Here is a 17380-nt window from a genome sequence, read left to right as displayed (position 1 = left end):
GCGACATGCGCGCCTTTTCATATGACGTGATCGTGGTGGGCGGCGGCCATGCCGGTTGCGAAGCCGCGGCGGCGTCGGCGCGCCTTGGTGCACGCACCCTGCTTCTCACCCATCGCGTCGAAACCATCGGCGAGATGTCGTGCAATCCGGCGATCGGCGGTCTCGGCAAGGGACATCTGGTTCGCGAAGTCGACGCGCTGGACGGAATCATGGGCCGGGCGATCGATCGCGGCGGAATCCAGTTCCGGACGCTCAATCTCTCCAAGGGGCCGGCGGTGCGCGGGCCGCGCGCCCAGGCCGATCGCAAGCTGTACAGGCAGGCCATCCAGGCCTTGCTGGCGGAACAGGCGAATCTGGAGATCCGTGCCGATGCGGTTGCGGATATCATTCTGGATACACGCGGTGCGTGTTCTGGTGTGGTCACCGAGTCAGGGCTCGAGATCGGCGCCGGGCGCGTGATCCTGACGACGGGCACCTTCCTGCGCGGCCTCATTCATATGGGCGAGACCAAGATCCCGGCAGGCCGCGTGCGGGGCGACGGTGTCGAGCAGCCGTCCACGGCCCTTGCGCAGACCTTGCATCGTCTCGGATTCAAGCTCGGACGACTGAAGACCGGGACACCGGCCCGGCTGGACGGTCGCACGATCAACTATGGCGCGCTCGAGCAGCAGGACGGCGACGATCCACCCCGGCCGTTTTCGTACCTGACCGATCGGATCGTGACGCCGCAGGTGCCCTGTCACATCACGACGACCACCGCCGCGACGCACGAGATCATCCGCGCCAACCTCCACCGGGCACCGATGTATTCCGGCCAGATCGAGAGTGTCGGGCCGCGCTACTGCCCCTCGATCGAGGACAAGGTCGTGCGGTTCGGCCAACGCGACCGGCATCAGATCTTCCTGGAGCCCGAAGGGCTGGACGATTTCACCGTCTATCCCAACGGCATCTCGACCTCGCTGCCGAAGGACGTCCAGCTTGCCATGCTGCAGACCATTCCGGGCCTGGAGCGGACCGAGATGCTGCGGCCGGGCTACGCCATCGAGTACGACCATATCGATCCGCGCGAATTGCACGCGACCCTGGAAGCCCGCCGGGTTCCGGGCCTCTACATGGCGGGCCAGATCAACGGTACCACCGGTTACGAGGAAGCAGCCGCCCAGGGTCTGATCGCCGGTCTGAATGCGGTGCTGGCAAAGCCTTTCATCGTCGACCGGGCCGACGGCTATCTCGGGGTTCTGATCGACGACTTGGTGTCGCTCGGCGTGACCGAGCCCTACCGGATGTTCACCTCGCGCGCGGAGTATCGCCTCTGGCTCCGCGCTGACAACGCCGACCAGCGCCTGACCCCGCGAGGTCTGGAGATCGGGTGCGTCGGCCGGGAGCGAGCGGCGATGTTTCACGTGAAACATCAGGCGATGGAAGCGGCCCGCACCCTCGCCGCCGGCCTGAAGATCAGCCCCTCCGCCCTGGCCAAGCGCGGCATTGCCATCAACCAGGATGGCGTCGCCCGCTCGGCCTTGGATCTTCTGGCCTATCCGGAAATCGACTGGTTGCGGCTCGTCGGCCTGTGGCCGGAACTCGGAGCGGTATCGGCGGAGGTTGCCGAGCAGCTCACCATCGACTCCCGTTACGAAGGATACCTCTCCCGGCAGCGTGGTGACATCGCCGCCTATCGGCGCGACGAGGCCTTGGCCCTCCCGGCCGACCTCGACTACGGCGCGATCGGCAGTCTCTCCACCGAGGTCCGGCAGAAGCTGGAGGCCAACCGGCCGGCCACCCTCGGTCAGGCGGCCCGGATTTCAGGGGTCACGCCGGCCGCCCTGGTTGCTCTCCTGAAGCATGTCCGCCGCCGAGCCGCCTAGGATGGATCCCCTCCGCGATGTTTCACGTGAAACACGACAGCGTCTCGAAGTTCTCGTCGAAACCCTGGAGCGCTGGCAGAAGGCCATCAATCTGGTCGGCCGGAACACCCTGGATGGGGTGTGGAAGCGGCACGTAGTCGATTCGGCCCAAGTCGTTTCCCTGATCCCAGCGGAGGCCAAAACCCTCGCCGACCTGGGGAGCGGCGGCGGTTTTCCGGGTCTGGTGATCGCGGCGATGAGGCCCGATCTGGAGATCACCATGATCGAATCAGACGCCCGGAAAGCGGCCTTCCTGGGCGAGGCGAGCCGCAAGATGGGGTTGGCGAACCCGCCAAAGCTGGTCATCAAGCGGATCGAGGTGGCGCCGCCGGCCAATGCCGAGGTGGTGACGGCCAGGGCGCTGGCACCGCTGGCGCAGTTGCTGGAATGGTCCGACCGCCACAGGAAGGATACCGCTATTTGCCTTTTCCACAAGGGGAAGGGCTGGCAGGCCGAGGTGGACGAGGCCAAGAAGAAATGGGACTTTTCCCCGGAAGCATTTGCGAGCGTAACCGACCGTGACGCCGTCCTCCTCAGAATCGGCCCCTACACCGCCGCCGCAGATCTTCGCGATCGCCAACCAGAAGGGCGGCGTCGGTAAGACGACGACGGCAATTAACCTCGCCACGGCCCTGGCCGCCGTTGGCGAGAAGGTCCTTTTGATAGACTTGGACCCTCAAGGGAATGCGTCGACAGGTCTGGGTGTAGGGAGAAGTGACCGCTCACCCGGTTCTTATGAATTCTTGCTGGGTCTCAACCCGCTGGACGCCTCCGTTCGGGCGACCCAGATCCCCGGTCTGGACATCATGCCGGCGGCCGGCCAACTCGCCGGTGCCGAGATCGAGCTGATCGACCTCGAGCGTCGCGAGCACAGGCTGGCCGATGCGCTGGCCGCGCCCGGCAACGACGCGCGCCAGCGCTGGACGATCGTCCTGATCGACTGCCCGCCCTCGCTGGGCCTCGTCACCCTGAATGCCCTCGTCGCGGTCGACGCGGTGCTGGTGCCGCTGCAGGCGGAGTTCCTGGCGCTCGAGGGAATCGGAGCGCTCGGCAACACGATCGACAGGGTTCGGAAGAGACTCAATCCCAGGTTGCACATCTTCGGGGTCGTCCTGACCATGGTCGACCGCCGCATGACGCTCAGCCAACAAGTCGTGGCAGACGTGCGTGCGCATTACGGCGAGATGGTCTTCGGCACGACCATCCCGCGCAACGTCCGCATCGCCGAGGCGCCCTCGCACGGCATGCCCGTGCTGATCTACGACAATGCCTGCGCCGGATCGCAGGCCTACATCCTGCTGGCGAGCGAATTCATCCGCCGCCGGCGTCTCGCCGCAGAACAGGCAAATGTCCCATGAGCCAAGCACCCAAGCCGCGCGGTCTCGGCCGCGGTCTCTCCGCCCTGCTCGGTGACGACGAAGTCGCCTCTGCCGTGGCGCCTGCCGCTCCTGCCGTGGCGCCGCCCCCATCCGTTCCCGCTCCAGCCGCTGCGCAAGCCGCGCCGGCCGAGGCTGAACCCGCGCGCCCGTCGCCCGGCAAGCTGCCGCCGCTCACCCTGCCGATCGGCCAGCTCAAGCCCGGCAAGATGCAGCCGCGCACCAGCTTCGAGGGCATCGAGATGCTGGTCGAATCGGTCAAGGAATATGGGCTTCTGCAACCCATCCTTGTGCGTCCCCTTCGGGACGCGGCCGACAGCTACGAGATCATCGCCGGCGAACGGCGGTGGCGGGCCGCCCAGAGGGCCCAGCTGCACGACGTGCCGGTCGTCATCCGCACGATCGACGACCAGGATGCCCTGCAGATCGGCCTCGTCGAGAACCTGCAGCGCTCCGATCTCACGCCGATCGACGAGGCGCAGGGCTACAAGCGCCTGATCGAGGACTACAGCCACACCCAGGAAGAGATCGCGCGCATGATGGGCCGCAGCCGCCCGCATGTCGCCAACACGATCCGCCTGCTCGACCTGCCGCCGCCGGTGCAGGAAATGGTCCGCGAGGGCGAGCTCTCTGCCGGGCAGGCGCGTACACTGATCGGTGTACCGGACCCGCTGGCGATGGCGAAACGCGCCGTCTCCGAGAAGCTGACGGTGCGCGATCTCGAACGCCTCGCCGGCGATACCAAGAAGCCGTCCAAGGCGGCCGGCGGCGCCAGGGTCAAGGGCGGAGCCGGCAGCGGCGGCACACCGAAGAGCGCCGACACGCGGGCGCTCGAGAAGCGCCTCGAGGAGGCGCTCGGGCTCAAGGTCGACCTCACCTTGCGCGGGCTCGGCGAGCAGAGCGTCCTAACGCTGGAAATCCGCGACTTCGACCAGCTCGACACGGTCGTCGACAAACTCACGCGGCGTTAGCGTCTTTACGCTTCAAGTTCACCACACCACCTCGTCCTGAGGAGGCCGCACCGCGGCCGTCTCGAAGGATGGGCAACAGACGGGGTGCTCGTTCGCACCCTTCGAGACGCGCTCCTGCGGAGCGCTCCTCAGGGTGAGGTGTTTTTTTTGGGTGATTCGATATGATTCCATCCCAGGCGGAAAGACCCAAGACCGTCGATCTGGTCAGGTTCTTGCTGGCGTCTCCCGGAGCGGCCCAACGGCACCGGGAGACTTGGAGCATGGCAAAGCCCGTCAGTTATTTCTCACCCGAAGACCCCGACGCGCGCCTGCTCGAGGCGCGGCCGGAGCCGATGCTGATCAAGCCGTCGGAAACGGCGCTGATCATCGTCGACATGCAGAACGCCTATGCCTCGCCCGGTGGCTATCTCGACCTCGCGGGCTTCGACATCTCCGGCGCCGCGCCCGCCATCGAGAAGATCCGCGAGGCCGCCGCGGCGGCGCGCGCCGCCGGCATCCCGGTGATCTATTTCCAGAACGGCTGGGATCCCGACTATGTCGAAGCAGGCGGCCCGGGTTCGCCCAACTGGCACAAGTCGAACGCGATGAAGACGATGCGCGCCAGGCCGGAGCTGTACGGCAAGCTGCTGGCCAAGGGCGGCTGGGACTACGAGCTGGTCGAGGCGTTGCCGCCGCAGAAGGGCGACATCGTCATCTCCAAGCCGCGCTACAGCGCCTTCTACAACACCAACCTCGACAGCATGCTGCGCGCCCGCGGCATCCGTTCTCTGGTCTTCACCGGCGTCGCCACCAACGTCTGCGTCGAGTCGACCCTGCGCGACGGCTTCTTCCTCGAATATTTCGGCATCGTCCTGCATGACGCGACGCATCACGCCGGGCCCGACTACATCCAGAAGGCGTCACTGTTCAACATCGAGAGCTTCTTCGGCTGGGTGTCGTCCGTCGATGCGTTTCGCACGGCCCTGCAGGCCAACGTCCACCCTGCCCTCAAGACGGAAGGATAAGACCGATGCCCATGAAGCCCGTGATCCCGCCCGGCACCGGCAAGACGCTGGCACCCTATTCGCCCGGCGTCGTGGCCGACGGCATCGTCTACGTTTCCGGCACCCTGCCGCTCGATGCCGAGACCAACGTGGTGCATGTCGGCGATCCGACGGCGCAGACGCATCACGTGCTGAAGACCATCCAGTCGGTGATCGAAGCCGCCGGCGGCGCGATGGCCGACGTCACTTTCAACTCGATCTTCCTCACCGACTGGGCGCATTACGCCGCGATCAACGCCGTCTATGCGCAGTATTTCCCGGGCGACAAGCCGGCGCGGTACTGCATCCAGTGCGGCCTGGTGAAGAAGGACGCACTGATCGAGATCGCGACCGTCGCGCATATCGGCAGGACGTGACTTTCGACGTTCACGCCTGCGAGCGGCCGGACGCCGCGACCGTGCTGCTTTCGGCGGGCCTTGGCGGTGCGGCCGGTTACTGGGCGCCCCAGCTCGCCGCCCTCGGCGCGCGCTATCGCGTCATCACCTACGATCAGCGCGGCACCGGCCGCGCCCGCGCGCCGCAGCTTCCGGCGAATTATGCCATCTCCGATATGGCCGATGAGGTCCTTGAGATTCTCGATGCGACATCGACGAAGACTTGTCACTTCGTCGGTCACGCGCTGGGCGGCCTCGCCGGCATCGACCTCGCGCTGCGCCATCCCGATCGCGTTCGCTCGCTCACCGTCGTGAATGGATGGGCCGCGGCCGATGCCCATACGCGGCGCTGCTTCGAGATCCGTGTCGCGCTGCTGAAAGGCGCCGGGGTCGAAGCCTATGTCCGCGCCCAACCGATCTTCCTCTATCCCGCGACCTGGCTGGCCGCGAACGCCGAGCGCATGGTGGCGGAGGACGCGCACGCGTTGTCGGGCTTCCAGGGCAGCAACAACCTGCTGCGCCGCATCGAGGCGCTGTTGCGCTTCGACGCGACGCCGCATCTCCACGCCCTGCGCCTGCCCGTTCTCCTGTCGGCGGCGCGCGACGACGTGCTGGTGCCCTGCAGCCAGTCCGAGACGCTGGCGGTGCAGCTGGCCGACGCCACCCTCGACGTCGTGCCCTATGGCGGCCATGGGCTCAACGTCACGGAGCCCGAGGCCTTCAATGCTCTGTTGCTGGGATTTCTCGACCGACGGTTCGGATCGACCTAGCTGCCCGATGCGATTGCGCGATTGCCACCGGTCACGCCGGCGCGGCCCTGGTCCGCCGATACCTCGGTCGCCTTGCAGCGCGGGTTCAGCGGCAGTCCGGGCCACACGTCGACTTCGAGGAAGCGCGTTTCGCCCGGTGCGAGATCTACGATGGCCGCCTGGGCCGGCGTCTGCGTGAGTGGTGCGTAGCTGGGTGCGCTACAGGTGATCACGTGCTGCCCCGGCGCGACCTCCAGCCGAATCCAGGTCTTGTCGGCCAGAGACCCGATCGGCTGCTGGTTGTCGGCCAGCGAAAAGGCGACCTCGGATCCCAGCAAGGAGCTTCGGTAGAGATAGAGGACGGCCTGACCCGGCGGCGGCGGATCGAAGCGCTTGCCCTCGGCGTCCGCCGCGGGACCGGCCATGGGGACGGAGGCGCATCCGGCGAGCAGGATCGAGGCGGTCAGCAGGCAACCCAAAGCGCGCACGTCTTCCTCCCGGGGAACTTGGACCGACGAAACGCGTGGCGAACCGCCATCGTTGCGGTCGGATCGCTCTCCGCGCGTGGCTGCAAAAAGGCAATTGATAATTAGTCGCAATTTGTCTAGACTCAAGCCCTGAATCCGGAAGCCGCCGCCCGCAAAGCGAGGCTCTACGCGTTGGCTTTAACCGAAATCCTACGGTGGTCCGGCAGTTTTGCGTTCGTGCTCTCGATGCACTCAGCGCTGTTTGCCTTCGCCCTGGAGCAAGAACCGACTGCGCCACCGTTACGGAACCTCGAGCCGCCGGCCGCCATCCTGCTGGAACTGGCGCCGCTGGCGCCCGAGGCCGAGCCCGACCCGCTTCCCGTTCCCGATTTGAGCGAGATGATCCCGGAGCCGGAGCCGCCGCCGCCGGTCGAGCTGCTGCCGCCAGCGATCGCGGCGGTGAGCATCCACCAACCCGCGCCGACGACCTCGACGCGTCCTCGCACACAGAAGAGGCCAGCCGACAAGAAACCGGAGAAACCGCCCGTCGAAGCGAAAGCGACGCCGTCGGCCTCCTCCGACGACGTTCCGGCGACCGCCGCGCCGACGCTCGGCATGTCCCCGGATCGGCAGTCGACCGCCCTGCCGACGTGGAAGGCGCAGCTCCTCCGCCACCTCGAACGGCACAAGCGCTACCCGGCGGAAGCGCAACGCAACCGGAGCGAAGGTGTCGCCTACGTTCTGTTCACGATAACGCGCGAAGGACGCGTTCTGAGCGCCCGCATCGAGCGCAGCGCAGGCAGTGCCGTGCTCGACCGCGAAGGTCTGGAACTCCTGACGCGCGCCGAACCTCTGCCGCCGCTGCCGCAGGACCAGCCCGGCGAAACCTTGAGGCTGGTCGTACCCGTACAGTTCTTCATGCGGCGCTGACGCGCTGTTGCCTCAGAAGTCCGCGGCCAAAGCGAGGCGAAACGTGCGCGGCTGTCCGAGGAAGAGCGTCGTCACCTGGTTGCCGCCCTCCCAATAGTTGGCGCCCAGTACGTTGTCGACGTTGAAGCGGGCGACCAGCAGCTTGCCCTTGGCGCTAGGATTCTCGAAAGCATAGCGCGCGCCGACGTCGAAGCGGGTCCACTCCGGCAGGCTGCGGCGTGGGAGCGTCGTGTCGATGTATTGCGAGCCCGTGTAAGTCAATCGGCCGAGGGCGGTGAGGCCCTTTGCAAAGGGTAGATCCCATTCGCCAGCGATGTTGAACTGCGCACCGGGCGCGAAGGGCGCGATCCAGCCATTGGTGGCGCCGCCCTGCGTCTTGGTCAGCACGGCATTCAGGAACATGACGCCGCCCAGTACCCGCACGCCTTCCGCGAGCTCGCCGAAGAAATTCAGTTCGAGCCCTTGGTTGCGCTGCTCGCCGGAAAGGACGAGCGTGTTGGTTGCCACGTTGGTGAGCGTGCTGGGTCGGGAAATCTGGAAGATGCTCGCCGTCGTCGTGAGCTTGCCCCAGTCGATCTTTATGCCGGCTTCGTACTGCGTCGACTGGAAGGGCGGAAAGATCTCGCCGGCATTGGCGAAGTTGTTCGGCACGACACTGCCTTGCTGCAGGCCCTGGATGTAGTTGGCGTAGAAGGTCACGTTCTCCCAGAATGGCTTGACGACCAGCGCAACCGTGGGACTGATTGCGCTCTGATCGTAGCTCGAGGTCTGGATGCCCGTCAGCGGATTGTAGTTGTTGGCCTGCACCTGTTGCAGACGGGCACCAGCAGTGAGCTGCACCCGCCCGTTCGCGCCCGACATCGTGTCTACGAGGCCGATACTCGACAGGGCGGCCGTCGAGGCGAGGTTGGCCGCGGGTGTTGCGAGATTCGGTATCGCCGTGACGTTGGGCGCGTAGATATTGGTGGTGAAGGCCGCGCCTGTCACCGAGCCGGAACTGGTGAACTGTCGGAAGATCGAACCGGCCAAGGAGAATTCGTGCCGGATCGGGCCCGTGTCGGCGAAGCCACGTACACCAGCTTCGCCAGAGAGATAGGTATAGGCGCTGCTGGTATTTTCCGGTGCCGTCGATGTGGCGTTGCCGCTGAAGTTCGTGACTGTGACGATTGGCGTCGTAAGTGTGGTCAGCCGATAGTCGTGCGCGCCGAAGGCCGCGAAGGCCGTCACGTTGTCTGTGACGTCGAACTCGGCGCGTGCGACGCCGAACAGATCCTTGCGCTGCTGCCACGCCCAGGGTTGGCCGCCCGGGCTCTTGCTCGCATCGGGCGCCCATGGCAATTGAACGCCCGGGCTCAGTCCGATGAAGGGAATCACGCCGCCCACATACTGGTACTGATAGCCCAGATCGGCTGAAAGCCGCAGTCGCTGCCCGCGATAGTCCAGGCCGAGAGCCGCAAGCCCACGTTGCTCGCTGTTCCACTCGACCTCGGTCTGCCCGGCCCTGAAAAGACCATTGAACCGGACCCCGAATTCCTTCTCCTCGCCGAAGCGCCGTGCCACGTCGGCATGCGCGCCGACTTGGCCGATTGAACCATAGCTTGCTGTCATCTGCGTCAGGTCAGCATCGGGTGCGCGCTTGGGAACGACGTTGACTGTGCCGCCGATGAAGCCGCCGTTCGGTGCCATGCCGTTCAGCATGGCACTCGGGCCCTTCAGGACCTCGACGCGCTCTGCAAGCTCGGCGGAGATCGACGCGGTCGGCAGGATGCCGTAGAGCCCGCCATACGCGGTAGCGGTGGAGCTGACCTGAAAGCCGCGGATGAAGACGTTGTCGTCGCCGATCGCGTTGACGCGGCGCTGCGAGCGCACAGAGGGATCGTCGGCCATCACGTCCTTCACCGTCCTGGCCTGTTGATCCTGCGCCTTCTGCGCCGTGTAGCTCGTCTGGTTGAAGGGCGTATCCATCACGCCGCGATTGCCGAGCAGGCCGAGCTGTCCGCCGGTGGCCACCTGCCCGCCTGCGTAGGGCGGCGGCGCGTTGTCGATCATCGCCTGCGCCGGCACCGGAAAGGCGCCCTGCACCTGGACCGGGTCGAGCTGCAGGGCGCCCGGCGGTAAACCCGCTCCTTGGCCCGCTCGCTGCAAGGAGACGGCGCCGCCGCTCGTCGAATAGGTCAGGCCCGTTCCGGCGAGGAGCTGCTGGAGCGCCGCTTCGATCGACAGCATGCCCCGCACGCCGGGCGACGAGAGGCCTTTCACCAGGTCGCCGTGGGAAACGATCTGACGGCCCGACTGTTGTCCGAAAGCGAGCAACGCCGATTCGAGAGGCTGTGCGGGAATGTTGAACGCGCGTGGTTGCGTCTGGGCGAGCTGCGGTGCGGACGTATCCTGCGCGCTGGCCTGCAGGTCAGCGCCCACCCCCGCCAGCGAAACACAGGCGCCGAAAAGCGCGCGACGAAAGTGTCTGCCGAAGTGCGTGGTCACAGGCTCGCTCCCATCTCCGAAAATTCGGGCTCGTCGGAACGCTTGGCGGTGACCGGGCTAGTGCGTCGCGATTTGCTCCCGCCCGGAGACGATGGGCTCGCCGGTTTTTATACCGAAAGAATCATCGGTGCCGGCTACGAGCCGGAAACGACGAGCAGCCATGGCGATATGCGGCGCACCCTGGCGCCGTGGGCCTGCGCAAGGCCACGCAAGGCGGCTTCCGGATCGTTGAGGTTGAACACGCCAGTGGTCGGCTGTTCCGCCAAGGCGTCATCAGTCACGACGATCCTGCCGGGGAAATAGCGGCGGATCTCGTTTACGGCTTCCGCCATCGGCCGGTTCTTCAGATAGACCAAGCGCTGGCGCCACATCGCGACGGAGCCCGCCTCCAGGTTCACGCGCTGCAAGGTGCCTGTGGTCGCCACCTCAATCGCCTGTCCCGGATCGAGCGTCTCGCGCCCGTGCGTTCCTTCGACCAGGACATGCCCCTCCTCGACCGCGACCTTCGTGCCGGCATCATCGAGGCACACCTCGAAGCGCGTGCCCAGCACGGAGGCCTGCGCCCATGGCGTCGCGACCTTGAAGGGCCGGTTGCGATCGGCTGCGACCTCGAAGAAGGCCTCGCCCTTGATCAGCCGCACCTGTCGCTCGCGGGGCGAAAAGGTGACGGAGATGGCGCTGTCGGGGCCCAAGGTGACGGTGCTTCCGTCCAGTAATCCGATGGTGCGGAGCTCGGCCGTCGCGGTGACATGGTCGGCCTGCAGGCGCAGGAGGGCGCCGGGCAGCACCGACCAGCCGATGACGGCCGCCAGCGCGACGACAGCTGCCGGCATCAGCCACCGCCGCCGCCCCGCCTTGGCCCGACGCTGCCTGCGGGGGGCTGCCATCGCTCGCCACTCATGCGCATGGTCGGGCAAGGCTTCGTCGGCGAGGTCGATGGTCTGCTGGATGTCTACCCACGCCGCCGCATTCTCCGTGCTCCGCCGGCGCCAAGCTTCGAAACGCCGGCGAAGGTCGAGGTCGCCGGGCTCGTCCATCAGCAGCACGGACCATTCCGCAGCTTCCTCGATCGCCCTGCTGGGAATGTCCGACCTGGCTTTCATCCCATCCTTCATGTGCCGACCCGCTGATCGGCCTCGGCGTAATTCCTAGACGGTTACGAGCGGCCCTTTTCTACTTGGCCGGCGCCTCAGCGACCAAGACGCTTGCGGCAATGTAGGAGGGCGGTGGTCACGAGCTTCTGCGCCATGGGCAGGGAGATGTCGAGGGCATCGGCGATCTCGCGCAGCTTGAACCCGCCCACGCGATGCATGCCGAAGGCGATACGCGTGCGGGCCGGCAGCTCGTCGAGCGCCGCCCTGAGCAGGCGCATCTGGTCGCGATGCAGGGCGATGTTCTCGGGCGTCGCCGTCGAGCGCAGGCCGAGGACGACCTCGAGACCTGCCTTCTCGTCGCGTTGCCAGCCCCGTGCTCGGCCGGCCGCCCGCGATTGATCGACGGCGAGGTTGCGGACGATGCGATAGAGATAGCCGAGCGGCTCATGCACCGCGCTTTCGCGAGCGGCCGCGTCGAGCCGCAACCACGCCTCTTGCACGAGATCCTCTGCCTGCGCGCGCGAGCCGACCAGCTTCGTGGCGTAGTTAACCAGGGAGCCGCGGTGCTCGACGAATAAAGCAGTCGTGTCCGAAGGCACTGATACCCAACTCTCCGCTCGCTCCAGTCGGTGGCCATCCTATTTGAATTGATAATTATTCGCAAATTAAATGCCCGGACGAGCCCTGAGCGCCTGACGAGCCGAGGACTTCAGGAATGCTGAGGACGTGTGCCGCGAACGGTCGCCCTCGTCCTCCTCGCGAGTCTCAATGCGGCCAAGGCTGCACCAGCACCGCCGAGCGACAACAGCAGATCCATGCCGGCAATGGCGTGGAGATGCGGTTGCGCGAGGCTGCGGCCGAGATGGTGTCCCGTCGTCATCCAGTTGAGCCCGACGGCGGCGAGCGCGAGCGCCGCAACCGTCCAGCATTGTTCGAGCCACGCCCTGCCCGGCCGCAGCCACGCATGGGCGAAGGTCGCGAGCCAGACGAGATAGAAGGTCCACACTTCGAGGGCGGCACGCTCCTCGCCGAGGAACTTGGCCCCCGACGGCAGCAGCCGGTTCACGACGAAGAAGGACAGCGTCGCGATCACGATGCCGGTCACGGAACCGACGGTCAGGCCTTCCACTACGCGCACACCGCGCAGGCCCATTTGCTCATGTTTCCTTCTTCGCGACTCCAGCCAGAAAAAATAGCCGGTCGCGATCAGGAGGCACCCGGTCAGCCCCAGCGCAAAATAGACCCAGCGAAGGGTCCAGTGGCGAAACTGGACGAAATGCAGGCCGGAGATGAAGCGCTGCGCGGTCATCACCGGAGAGGTGGAGGAGCTGCGGAGCAGCTCGCCGGCCGCGGCGTCGAAGTACAGGACGTCGAGATTCATGGTGATCGCATCGTCGTAGGCCCGGCGTATCTCGACGTAGGAGTTGGCGTCCCCCGGATGCCAGACCCGCAGGAAGTAAGGCCTCCCGCCATCCCATCGGCGCGAGGCATCGGCCAGAAGGCCATCCAGTGATGCCGAAGCGGCGGCAGGTGCATTCGCCTTGGGCCGGCTGAAATTTCCGAACGCTTCCCGGTTGAAGGCGCGTCGATCGTCGCCGTAGGCGAACTCCATCGTCGTGGGAAAGTAGATGGAGAAGAAGATGATCACGCCCGACAGTGTGATCATGAAATGGAACGGCAGCCCCAGAACGCCCGCGACATTGTGCAGGTCGAGCATGAGCCGGCGCGGCTTCTTGTCGGCCCTGAAAGTGAAGAAGTCGGTGAAAATCTTGCGATGGATCACGACGCCCGACACGCACAGCGCCATCATCGCCATCGCGGCGAGCCCGACGATCCAGTAGCCCAGCGACGCAAAGCGGATGTGCAGACTGTAGTGGAACGGGAAGATGAACCCGGTGCCGGCCAGGGTTCCCGCTTCCGGCAGCAGGGCCATGGTCGCAGGATCAGCGCTGCGCTGCACGAACGGTCCGCTCTCGCCACGGTAGCCGATACGGACCGCCGGTTCCCGCTCGGTTGGGAAGAGCATGAACCACTGAATCGCATCGCCGATGAAGGGCTTCATCTCGCGCGCGAGGATGTCGGCGGCGACCGGCCGGGACGAATCCATGCGCGTCGCCGGCTTCATCCAGAGATCGATCTCGCGATCGAAGACCGACAAGGTGCCCATCCAGAAGATGGCGAACAACAACCCACCCAGGACGACGCCCGCCCAGGTGTGCAGCCAGTTCATGGACGCGCGAAATGTCGGCTCCAAGTCAGGCTTCCGCCAAATATGCACGCATCTGCAAAGACCGCTTCCGTCACCGTCCTCTTAATCAGACGAATCGCAGGGACGATTTTCTCTCTCTGGAGGGCCTATTTTTCCGGGAGCACGAAGACTTGGCTCAGAAATCCGCCGTGAGAGACAGGCGGAAGGTCCGCGGGGCGCCGAGGTAGAGACTGGAAACGCTGGAGCCGCCGGCCCAGTAATTGGTGTCCAGCACGTTGTCGACATTGAAGCGCGCCACGAGCAGCTTGCCCTTGGCACCTGGATTCTCGAAGGCGTAACGGGCACCGAGGTCGAAGCGCGTCCATGCCGGGAGGCTGCGCCGCGGCCAGGTGAGATCGACATACTGGGATCCCGTGTAGACGACACGACCGTTCAGGGTGAGACCGCGGGCAAAGGGAAGATCCCATTCGCCCGCCAGGTTGAATTGGAAGGTCGGAGAGAAAGGCGCGATCCAACCATCGTTCACGCCGCCCTGCGTCTGGGTCATGACCGGATTGAGAAGCATCGCGCCGCCCAGCAGCCGAACGCCCTCGGTGGGCGTGCCGAACACGTTGAATTCCAGGCCCTGATTGCGCTGCTCGCCGGCGAGGCTGAGGGTCGGCAACGCCGGACCGGCCACGGATACCGTCGTTGGCTGGGAAATCTGGAAGGCGCTCACCGTGGTGGTGAACTTGCCCCAGTCGGCCTTCACGCCGACCTCGTACTGCGTCGACTTGAAGGGTGCGAACACCTCCCCGGAATTGGCGTAAGACGGCCCGACGGTGAAGCCGGGTTGAAGCCCCTGGATCCAGTTGCCGTAGACCGACACGTTTGCCCAGGGTTTGAGGACCAGCGACACCGATGGGCTGAGCGCGCTCTGATCGTAGCTCGAGGTCATGACCCCGCTCATGTCGTCGAAGTTCTGCGACACCACGCGCTGCAGACGGGCGCCGAGCGTCAACTGGATGCGCTTGTCGGCACCCGTCAGGGTATCGGCGATGGCGAGACTCGATAGTTCCAAGGTCGAGTTCATGTTCGCGAGGGGCGTGCTGCCGGTCGGCGGCGCGATGACGGTCGGGTTGTAGATGTTGGTGGCGAAGGCCGCGCCCTGGGCCACGCTCGAAGCGCCACCGGTCTGATTGTAGCTGGTGGCCGTGAAGGCCAGCTCGTGCCCGACCGGACCGGTGGTCGCGAGCGCGCGCACGCCAGCCTCCGCCGTCCTGAAGCCGCGCCAATAGCTCTGGGCGGTGGGCGCGAAGCCGGTGCCGTTGCCGCCTGGGTCGGTAATGTTGATGCCGAACGCCAGCGTGTTGTTCATCCGCCAATCGTGGGCACCGCCCGCAACGTAAGCGGTTACACCTTGCGTTACGTCGAGTTCGGCCCGAAACGTCGCGAAGAGATCCTTGTGCTCCGAGGCACTCCAGGGCTGGCCCGCCGGATTGTTGCGTGCATTCGGCGCCCACGGCAGAGGCACGCCGTCGGCGAGGCTGAGGAAGCCCAGCACGCCGCCGGTATAGCGATACTGGTAACCGAGATCGGCGGAGAACCTCATATTCTCGCCGCGGAAGTCGAGGCCGAGAACGGCGAGCGCCCGCTCGTCGCTGTTCCATTTGACGTCCGTCTGCCCGGCCCTGAAGGCGCCGTTGACGCGCACGCCGAACTGCTTTTCGGAACCGAAGCGCCGGGCGACATCGGCGTGACCGCCGAACTGCGCCGCGGACAGATAGTTGGCGGTCACCTGAGTCAGCGGCTCTTCCGGTGCGCGCTTGGGAACGATGTTGACCGTACCGCCGATGCCGCCGCGCGGCTGCATCCCGTACAGCATCGCGTTCGGACCCTTGAGAACCTCCACGCGTTCGGCGAGTTCCGCCATGATGCTGTAGTGCGGACTGATGCCGAACAGTCCACCATAGGCCATATCGAGCGTGTCGGCGAGAAAGCCGCGAATGCTGACGGCGTCGGATCCCGGCGTGCTGCCCGGCAGGAGCACGCGCACCGAGGGATCGTCGACCAGCACATCCATGACCGTCTTCGCCTGCTGGTCCTGTGCCTTCTTCGCCGTGTAGCTCGTCTGGTTGAAGGGCGTGTCCATCACGCCGCGGTCGCCCAGCAGGCCGACCTGTCCACCGGTCGCGACCTGGCCGCCGGAATAGGGCGGCGGCAGGTTGTCGATCATCGCTTGCGAGGGCACCGGGAAGACGCCCTGCACCTGCACCGGGTCGAGCTGCAGCGCACCGGATGCACCCGCGGGGCCGGGTCTTTGCAGCACGACGGTGCCTCCGTCGCTGATGCTGTAGACGAGCCCGCTGCCGGTCAGCAGCCGACCCAGCGCCTGTTCGCTTGTCATGAGTCCGCTGACGCTCGGCGCCGACAAGCCGCGCAGGAGATCGCCGTGGGCGGAAACCTGCAATCCGCTCTGGCGCCCGAACCGGGTGAGCGCGTCGGCAAGCGGCTGCGCCGGAATGTCGAACGTGCGGGCTCGCTGGCCCGACGTTTCGGCCGGCGTCTGCCCTTGCAGGTTCTGCGCGTGCGCAGGCCCGATGCCTGTCATCTGGCATGTCGCACCAAGAGCCAGCACGAGTCCGGCCGCCGTTCCCATCGCCTGTATGCGCATCGCTCATTCTCGGAGGCTGAGCACGATGGCAACAGGCGACGCGTCAACAGCCCTCCATCAGGAGACGATGGCGACACGCCCCATGTTCAGATTTTGTGAGTCGATGGAATTCAATCGCCGGAGATGACGACCAGCCACGGTGATATCCGGTGCAGCGAAGCGCCTTGTGCGCGCGCGACTGCCCGCAGCGCTTCCAGGGAATCGCCCAGGTTGTAGACGCCGGTCAGCGGCTCGGCCGCGAGGCGGCTGCCGCGCAGCACGATCATGCCGTCGAAATAGGGCCGTAATGCTTCGACGACCTCCGCCACCGGCCGGTCGTTCACGACCAGTTGCCCCTGGGTCCACGACGCCACCTGATCCGGCGGCACCCGTCCGCGTTCGACACCGCCATCCGGTGCGAGGCGTGCCCATTCGCCTGCGAGGAGGCGTTGGGGCGGCATCGCCGCCGCCACGCGGGCGACATCGACGATGCCTTCGCGGACGGCAACCTCGGTTGCATGAAGACCCAACCGAATCTCGAACGCGGTGCCGATGTCGCGCGCCACGACATCGCGTGCTTCCACGGAAAAGGGTCGCCGGTCATTGCCCGCGACCTCGAAGAAAACTTCGCCTTTCAGCAATCTGAGCCGGCGCTCGGATCGGGAATAGGCTTCGTCGATTGCGCTCTCCGCTCCGAGCAACGCCACCGTGCCGTCGGTGAGAACGACTCGGCGCTGCTCCGCGGTTGCCGTCAGATGATCGGCTTCCATCCTGAGCAGCAGGTTCCCGGCCTGGAAGAACACCAGCAGGCACGCCGCCGCCGCCACCGCGACCAGGCCGGTCAACCGACGCCGACGCTGCCGGCGCGCCCGCGCCGCTTCCATCGCACGGCGCCGATTGAGGAAACTTGCCCATTCCGGCTTCTTCGGCGCAGCGGACGACAAGAGCGTTGACGCGTGCTGGATCTCTTTCCAGTCGCGTGCGCGATCTTCGCTTGCGGCCAGCCAGCGATCGAACTGCGCGCGCAGGTCTGGGTTCCCGGGCTGCTCGGCCAGAGCCACCAGCCATTCGCTGGCCCTGGTGGGCATTCCCTCGTTTGCCGGACGCGTTTGCTCAGCCATGCCACTCCCGCCGATGGGCGCATTAC

At 66.0% G+C, this 17380-nt stretch carries 15 protein-coding genes; 8 read left to right on the top strand and 7 right to left on the bottom strand.

Annotation, left to right across the window (positions count from 1 at the left end):
• Positions 1 to 5 precede the first annotated feature (5 nt).
• From mnmG to rutD, 7 genes are all read left to right on the top strand, one after another.
• Complete coding sequence (gene mnmG / locus EPO41_RS25760; RefSeq protein WP_296331695.1) at positions 6 to 1865, top strand: tRNA uridine-5-carboxymethylaminomethyl(34) synthesis enzyme MnmG; 1860 nt, start codon at positions 6 to 8, stop codon at positions 1863 to 1865.
• 1 nt (position 1866) lies between these two features.
• Positions 1867 to 2505 carry a 16S rRNA (guanine(527)-N(7))-methyltransferase RsmG gene (gene rsmG / locus EPO41_RS25755; protein WP_296331693.1) on the top strand — a complete coding sequence of 213 codons (639 nt, stop codon included), beginning with the start codon at positions 1867 to 1869 and terminating at the stop codon, positions 2503 to 2505.
• On the top strand, positions 2423 to 3262 hold the full coding sequence (locus EPO41_RS25750) for a ParA family protein (protein ID WP_296331691.1): 840 nt from the start codon (positions 2423 to 2425) through the stop codon (positions 3260 to 3262). Before rsmG ends, EPO41_RS25750 begins: the two co-directional genes overlap by 83 nt.
• A complete protein-coding gene (locus EPO41_RS25745; protein ID WP_296331690.1) occupies positions 3259 to 4251 on the top strand; it encodes a ParB/RepB/Spo0J family partition protein in 993 nt (330 codons plus the stop codon). Before EPO41_RS25750 ends, EPO41_RS25745 begins: the two co-directional genes overlap by 4 nt.
• Positions 4252 to 4511: 260 nt before the next feature.
• Complete coding sequence (gene rutB / locus EPO41_RS25740; RefSeq protein ID WP_296331687.1) at positions 4512 to 5255, top strand: pyrimidine utilization protein B; 744 nt, start codon at positions 4512 to 4514, stop codon at positions 5253 to 5255.
• 5 nt (positions 5256 to 5260) lie between these two features.
• Positions 5261 to 5650 (top strand): pyrimidine utilization protein C, encoded by a 390-nt coding sequence (gene rutC, locus EPO41_RS25735; protein ID WP_296331685.1) that lies wholly within the window; start codon positions 5261 to 5263, stop codon positions 5648 to 5650.
• A complete protein-coding gene (gene rutD / locus EPO41_RS25730) occupies positions 5647 to 6438 on the top strand; it encodes a pyrimidine utilization protein D (RefSeq protein ID WP_296331683.1) in 792 nt (263 codons plus the stop codon). The genes rutC and rutD overlap by 4 nt, the downstream gene beginning before the upstream one ends.
• Here rutD and EPO41_RS25725 read toward each other — a convergent pair.
• A complete protein-coding gene (locus EPO41_RS25725; protein WP_296331681.1) occupies positions 6435 to 6905 on the bottom strand; it encodes a hypothetical protein in 471 nt (156 codons plus the stop codon). The genes rutD and EPO41_RS25725 overlap by 4 nt on opposite strands.
• 225 nt (positions 6906 to 7130) lie before the next feature.
• Between EPO41_RS25725 and EPO41_RS25720 the strand changes: the two genes are divergently transcribed.
• On the top strand, positions 7131 to 7814 hold the full coding sequence (locus EPO41_RS25720) for a TonB family protein (RefSeq protein ID WP_296331680.1): 684 nt from the start codon (positions 7131 to 7133) through the stop codon (positions 7812 to 7814).
• Between the two features lie 12 nt (positions 7815 to 7826).
• On the opposite strand, the gene EPO41_RS25715 is transcribed toward EPO41_RS25720, so the two are convergent.
• The 6 genes from EPO41_RS25715 to EPO41_RS25690 form a co-directional block, all read right to left on the bottom strand.
• Positions 7827 to 10298, bottom strand: a complete 2472-nt coding sequence (locus EPO41_RS25715; protein WP_296331678.1) for a TonB-dependent receptor — start codon at positions 10296 to 10298, stop codon at positions 7827 to 7829.
• 134 nt (positions 10299 to 10432) lie between these two features.
• Positions 10433 to 11401 (bottom strand): FecR domain-containing protein, encoded by a 969-nt coding sequence (locus tag EPO41_RS25710; RefSeq protein WP_296331676.1) that lies wholly within the window; start codon positions 11399 to 11401, stop codon positions 10433 to 10435.
• 86 nt (positions 11402 to 11487) lie between these two features.
• Complete coding sequence (locus tag EPO41_RS25705) at positions 11488 to 11991, bottom strand: sigma-70 family RNA polymerase sigma factor (protein WP_296331675.1); 504 nt, start codon at positions 11989 to 11991, stop codon at positions 11488 to 11490.
• Positions 11992 to 12101: 110 nt separating this feature from the next.
• The gene (locus tag EPO41_RS25700; protein WP_296331673.1) at positions 12102 to 13622 is read right to left on the bottom strand and encodes a PepSY-associated TM helix domain-containing protein; all 1521 of its coding nucleotides are present in this window, start codon (positions 13620 to 13622) and stop codon (positions 12102 to 12104) included.
• A gap of 154 nt (positions 13623 to 13776) precedes the next feature.
• Positions 13777 to 16191, bottom strand: a complete 2415-nt coding sequence (locus EPO41_RS25695) for a TonB-dependent receptor (RefSeq protein WP_296331671.1) — start codon at positions 16189 to 16191, stop codon at positions 13777 to 13779.
• A gap of 173 nt (positions 16192 to 16364) precedes the next feature.
• A complete protein-coding gene (locus tag EPO41_RS25690; RefSeq protein WP_296331669.1) occupies positions 16365 to 17354 on the bottom strand; it encodes a FecR domain-containing protein in 990 nt (329 codons plus the stop codon).
• Positions 17355 to 17380 lie beyond the last annotated feature (26 nt).

This window comes from Reyranella sp. (assembly GCF_004297265.1).
Taxonomy (GTDB): Bacteria; Pseudomonadota; Alphaproteobacteria; order Reyranellales; family Reyranellaceae; genus Reyranella.
The sequence above is the reverse complement of the archived record's forward strand: the minus strand, read 5'-3'. Positions and strand labels throughout refer to the sequence as shown.

What these genes read in the sequence shown, in the direction of transcription:
- EPO41_RS25695 (WP_296331671.1), bottom strand. Translation starts at nt 16,191, where the DNA reads ATGACAGGCATCGGGCCTGCGCACGCGCAGAACCTGCAAGGGCAGACG.
- EPO41_RS25720 (WP_296331680.1), top strand. Translation starts at nt 7,131, where the DNA reads ATGCACTCAGCGCTGTTTGCCTTCGCCCTGGAGCAAGAACCGACTGCG.
- EPO41_RS25745 (WP_296331690.1), top strand. Translation starts at nt 3,259, where the DNA reads ATGAGCCAAGCACCCAAGCCGCGCGGTCTCGGCCGCGGTCTCTCCGCC.
- rutC (WP_296331685.1), top strand. Translation starts at nt 5,261, where the DNA reads ATGCCCATGAAGCCCGTGATCCCGCCCGGCACCGGCAAGACGCTGGCA.
- EPO41_RS25690 (WP_296331669.1), bottom strand. Translation starts at nt 17,354, where the DNA reads ATGGCTGAGCAAACGCGTCCGGCAAACGAGGGAATGCCCACCAGGGCC.
- EPO41_RS25710 (WP_296331676.1), bottom strand. Translation starts at nt 11,401, where the DNA reads ATGAAAGCCAGGTCGGACATTCCCAGCAGGGCGATCGAGGAAGCTGCG.
- mnmG (WP_296331695.1), top strand. Translation starts at nt 6, where the DNA reads ATGCGCGCCTTTTCATATGACGTGATCGTGGTGGGCGGCGGCCATGCC.
- rsmG (WP_296331693.1), top strand. Translation starts at nt 1,867, where the DNA reads ATGGATCCCCTCCGCGATGTTTCACGTGAAACACGACAGCGTCTCGAA.
- EPO41_RS25700 (WP_296331673.1), bottom strand. Translation starts at nt 13,622, where the DNA reads ATGAACTGGCTGCACACCTGGGCGGGCGTCGTCCTGGGTGGGTTGTTG.
- rutB (WP_296331687.1), top strand. Translation starts at nt 4,512, where the DNA reads ATGGCAAAGCCCGTCAGTTATTTCTCACCCGAAGACCCCGACGCGCGC.